Below are 5,295 nucleotides of genomic sequence, written 5' to 3'. Positions count from 1 at the left end.
CTGCCAAGGTCGAACGGCACCCTGCTGGCCGGAACAAAAGATGCTGCTGGAAGGGGAAGGAATAGAGTTTTTAAAAAACGGCTGTGTAGATTTGCGAGGATACCGGTGGGATCCTTGGAAGTGATTGAATATATGTTGTAAAATCTCACAATATATGTTAATATTAGATAAAAATTATGGGAAAGGAAGGAAAAATAATATGAGAAAAAGGATATTGGCGCTGTTCTTTTGCTTTGCCTTCATATTGGGATCCTGCCCGCTCTCTGCTGTGTCGGCCGGATATACCGATCCCAATGAGTGGCTGTGGTCCGACGCCTATTATGATGAAGAAGAGGAATGTTTTATCCTGACCGAAGATAAGACTTGGACGGCCGGTTCTATTTGGTACAATACTCCCTATACCAAAGATTTTACTTTGGAAATGGACTATTATACGGGAGTACCGGACAGGCCCCTAGGCGGCGCGGATGGAATTACTGTGGCTTTTTACGCTGACTATAATTATACGATGGGCAACGGGCGGCAGATGGGCTTTTACGGCTCCAAAGGTTATGGGGTGGAACTGGATACCTATTATAATTGGGACTATCATGACCCGGACTATAAAAATGTGGGGCGGGAGGATTATTATGAAACCGATTATAACCACATTGGTTTGGTCAGGGAGGTTGGAAGCAACCATCTTATCACCGAAAAACTTCCAGAATCAGAGGATGGATCCTGGCACCACTTGAAGATAGAACTAAAAAATTATGTTTGTTCCGCCTATGTGGACGGAAAACTGAAATTTTCTTATCAGGTGGAAGAAACAGGATATGGGTGGATTGGCATCACGTCGGCTACCGGAAGAGGAAATAATCTTCACGCGGTAAAGAATATTTCCATCACAGGCGAAACGCCGCCAGCCGACGAAAACCTTATTTCTGTTTCCCTCGCGCAGGAAAAACTGGCCGGCCCTACGGAGGAGGATCCGGAACGCCGCTATGAATATATGATTACGGCCACCATACGCAACGGTATGAGCGTTACAGCCCGGGATGTGGACGCCGTCTTTCATCCCGGAGAACTCCTGGACTTAGCGGAAGGGTCTTCCGCAACGGTGAATTTGGGGGATATTCAGACGGATGGCGTTGGCACTGCCCAATGGAAGGTATATGCCGATGCCCCTCAGGAAAGTATAGCGGCTGATTTTGACGTGCTGACCATAGTAGACGATCAAATCCGGTTGCTGAAATCGGACTATATATATCTGGACGCATCTAACTTTAATGACCATGCTGTTCAATTCGGAACAGATCAGTGGGGCTTTAACAATTCTTGTAGCTATTTCGGACCTGATGGAGAGCCTTATTATCTCGAGAATGTAGATTACCAAGCCCTTCTTAGCGGACTTAGTAATATCACCAGGGAAAGGGTGGAAGATTACAAAAATTCCGATTGGAACGGTTCCTGTTACGGCATGTCCGTTACGGTGGTCCTCACAAAGATGGGGATTTTAAACCCAGGAGACCTCCCCAATGGAAGGGACACGCTTTACGAGATTCCAAAGTCCAATAATGATCGAGTGGAATCGATGATTAATTTTTATCATATGCAGCAAAGAACGGAACTTTCTGCTTCTGCCCGGTCCATTTTTTTGCATTTGGAAACCGAGGAACAGTTGGCCAAGATAGAAGAAATGGCAGAAGAGGTGGCGGAAGGCGGCTATCCATTTCTCCTTGCGGTTTCCAACGACAGCGGCGGACATGCCGTAGTCTGCTATGGAGTGGAGCGCGGGGACTATAAAGTAGGAGACTTCCTCGGGATTGGACAAGAAGAATACGATTCCCGGCTTTTGCTTTATAACTGCAGCCAACCGATGGCGTCAATTAACGAGCCGGATTACCTTTACTTTAACGCAGGAACGGATCAGTGGCATTTTAGCGATTATACAAAATTGGTGATGGCGACCGACGATCCCCAAATTTTGGATATTAAAAACTATGGCGCAGAGGTGCAAAATTATGTGGCCCAGCTGCTTTTGGAAAGAGATACGGCCGCCTATCTGGAGTATGAGGATACTACCTATCGGATCGATGGAAATACCGATCAGCGCCAGGCAGGGATTGTTTCTTATTATGAAGCAGGCGCTTATTTGAATGAAAAAGGCGACTTAACCTTCGGGGGAGACCTTTATTGCACACTGCCTGACCCCGCCGCGGAATATGAGCTGTCCCCGGCGGAGGGCGATCCGATCGGTTACACTCTGACCTATCCAAACACGGCGATCACAGCCAAGGCGCGGGAAGCTCGAAGCGTGCGCTTTTCATCAGATGGAACATTGAGAGTCGAAAACGCTGGAGGGGACTATCTGTATTCCCTCTGCTATAATGAAGGGCACCATGTTCTTCCCTGGTATCAATTTACCATAGAGGGGACAGACTCTGGTGATTTCCAGATGGAACAGACTGAAAAAGGCATTCGTATCTCCGCAGAGCATCTTGAAGGCGCGATTATTACGGTTGATGACGGCGAGAAAGAGCAAACCCTTCCCATATCCTCCAAGGGAACCGATATATTGGTCGTTAATAAAACAGTGGATGGGAAAGAGATCCCCGTTATCCTTGTAGATAGTGACAACGATGGGGAATTCGGCGAAGAGCAGCCAGACGGGGCCTGGGAATTTACAGTGCTGTTGGACGCCAATGGAGGAACTGTTTCTCCCGAAGCCATGACAACGGTAGAAGGAAAGGTGAAAAACCTGCCGGTTCCAGAAAGGCCGGGCTATCAGTTTGAAGGCTGGTATACAGACGATGGAGAGAAAGTAACGGATTCCATGAAATTTACACAAAACGCCACATTATATGCCCATTGGACTGTTTTGGAGGCAGATGATGAGGCGCCTCCCGCAATTTCTGTCGCTGGCGGGGGAATTGAAAGGGAATGGACAGCTTCCGGCGATGGGATAATAGCTTTGCATTCTACCGCCGGTGAAAAGGAGAACCCAAAAACTGGCGGACCAGTATAATGGGAATGAGCAAGATTTTTTCGAAAGAAACACTAAAAAAATTGTCCGGTTTTTCTAAAACCGGACAATTTTTTTAGCATATGGGAATTACCCGAAAGGGCTTTTGCTTTTTGATGCAATGCAAGATGGTATTGCGGGTCCCGCGGGATTTTGTATCCCAGAAGGCCAGTACATAATCGGCGTAATCCACAATCTTTTCATTGCGTATGAGGGGCGCGATTTTTCCAAAGTTATGATAATCGGGGAGGAAACAGGTGAATTTCAGCCCCAGCTCTTTGGCCGCCAATTCCCCCAGGGAATCCACGCCCCGGGCGCCGCCGCTGACAATTTCGGTGGCGTCCTCCGGAATATAGGGCAGAATAAAATCCACTTGCAGATGTGCTAGACTGCGGGATCCGACCACGGCGACTTTCACAGACACAACCTCCAGGCAGCAGCGCGGGGCGCTGGATGATAAATTAACAAAATTGGGCTCTATTGGTGTTAATTTAATCATATCACCTTTTAAATCTAAAACAAGGTGAATTTGCCTGAAATATAAAATTGACATCTGGACAAATTAATACCGTCGGCTTTGCAGCGGCGAATTTTTTTGGGAGGTGTCAAAGTTGATAAAAAAACTGTCAAAATTTATTTTTGCGTTATCAGCCGTCATGGCCCTGGCCCTCACAGCCATGACGTTCTATAGTAAGTATGCTTTGCCGGATCAATTTTATGTATCCAAAGGACAATCTTTGCAGCTGGACCCCAAGTATTGGATAGAGGCGGTGTCCACCTCAAGCAGCCGGAGCGGCACATCCCAGGTGGACGCCAGTGAAAATGCTACCTACTCTATGGAACTGCGGTTGTTCGGGATGATCCCGGTCAAGCAGGTCCAGGTCAATGTGGTGGACCAGTCCGAAGTGGTGGTCTGCGGCACACCTTTTGGCATCAAGATGTTCACCGACGGCGTGCTGGTCATCGGCGCCAGCGACGTGATCTGCAACGGCAATTCTGTCAACCCCGCCGAAAACGCGGGGATCAAGGTGGGCGACGTCATCGTCAAGATGAATGGCGCCAAGGTCTATACCAATGAAGACGTGGGAAAAATCGTCGCGGGTAGTGAAGGGAAGAGCGTCTCGGTGACCTACCAGCGAAACGGGCAAACCCTCTATACCGATCTGTATCCCGCCCTCTCTGACGACGGGCAGGGGTATAAAGCGGGAATCTGGGTGCGGGATTCCACAGCGGGAATCGGCACCATGACCTTTTATGATCCCTCTGCCAAAGTGTTTGGCGGACTGGGCCACGCCATCTGTGATGTAGATACAGGGAAAATCATGCCTCTTTCTTCCGGGGATATTGTAGGCGTCACCATTACCGGCGTTAAAAAGGGAGAAGCAGGTTCCCCAGGCGAGCTCAAAGGCGGCTTTGTGGAGAGCCAGCAGCTGGGTGAGCTATCCCTCAACGGGGAAACCGGCGTATACGGCATGATTGAGAACCCCTCCTTGATCCAGGGAACAGCCTTGCCGGTGGCATTTAAACAGGAGGTCAAGGCGGGGAAAGCTCAGATTATCACCACCTTAGATGGACAGAGCGCGGAAAAATTTGAGGTGATGATCGAAGAGGTCAATTACGACGACAACAATCCGACAAAAAATATGGTGGTCAAAATCACCGATCCCCAGCTTCTGTCAAAAACGGGGGGAATTGTACAAGGCATGAGCGGAAGTCCCATTATCCAGGATGGCAAGCTTATCGGCGCCGTCACCCACGTTTTTGTCAATGATCCGACAAAAGGCTACGGTATTTTTGCCGAAAATATGCTGTCCAGCGCTAAAAATGTTGAATTTTCTGAAACAAATGCCGCGTAAGAATTGACTTTAGCAGGCGAGAATCCTATAATAAAAATGGAACTAGAAATTTTTGGTAAAAATTTGCGCAATCCCCTTGCAATTTTTGGAAAAATATGGTAATCTAGGGACATGAAAAAATTGGTTAGTAAAAAGGGAGATATGACAATGCAGATTAAGCTGAAAATTTTAATCGCAGACGACAGCAAGGACTTTATTAACCTTTGTAGCGCCGAGTTTCACAAATATGAGATCGAGGTGCTATCCACTGCCAAAGATGGCCAGAAAGTGGTGGACAACATCCTCAGCGAAGAGCCGGATGTTGTTCTCATGGATATTTTTATGCCCCAGCTGGATGCCCTGGAAGTGATGCAGAAAATTTCGGAACTGCCTGTTCCCAAACGGCCCATCTTTATGGTGATGTCCAGCTTTGACAACGAAAAGTTCGAGCGCCAA

At 47.9% G+C, this 5,295-nt stretch carries 4 protein-coding genes; 3 read left to right on the top strand and 1 reads right to left on the bottom strand.

Annotated features, from left to right (window positions below; all coding sequences use genetic code 11):
• Positions 1-199: 199 nt before the first annotated feature.
• Complete coding sequence (locus ACZ25G_RS08340) at positions 200-3,007, top strand: lectin-like domain-containing protein (protein ID WP_463682136.1); 2,808 nt, start codon at positions 200-202, stop codon at positions 3,005-3,007.
• A 73-nt stretch (positions 3,008-3,080) separates the two neighbouring features.
• Here ACZ25G_RS08340 and ACZ25G_RS08335 read toward each other — a convergent pair whose 3' ends face one another.
• A complete protein-coding gene (locus ACZ25G_RS08335) occupies positions 3,081-3,422 on the bottom strand; it encodes a hypothetical protein (protein ID WP_463682135.1) in 342 nt (113 codons plus the stop codon).
• Between the two features lie 193 nt (positions 3,423-3,615).
• Between ACZ25G_RS08335 and spoIVB the strand changes: the two genes are divergently transcribed.
• Positions 3,616-4,860 (top strand): SpoIVB peptidase, encoded by a 1,245-nt coding sequence (gene spoIVB / locus ACZ25G_RS08330; RefSeq protein WP_463682134.1) that lies wholly within the window; start codon positions 3,616-3,618, stop codon positions 4,858-4,860.
• 147 nt (positions 4,861-5,007) lie between these two features.
• Positions 5,008-5,295 (top strand): response regulator (locus ACZ25G_RS08325; RefSeq protein WP_463682133.1); only part of this gene is annotated, 288 nt, incomplete at its 3' end.

Source organism: Zongyangia sp., assembly GCF_965361945.1.
Note: the sequence above shows the minus strand (reverse complement) of the source record. Positions and strands in the feature narration are given on the sequence as shown.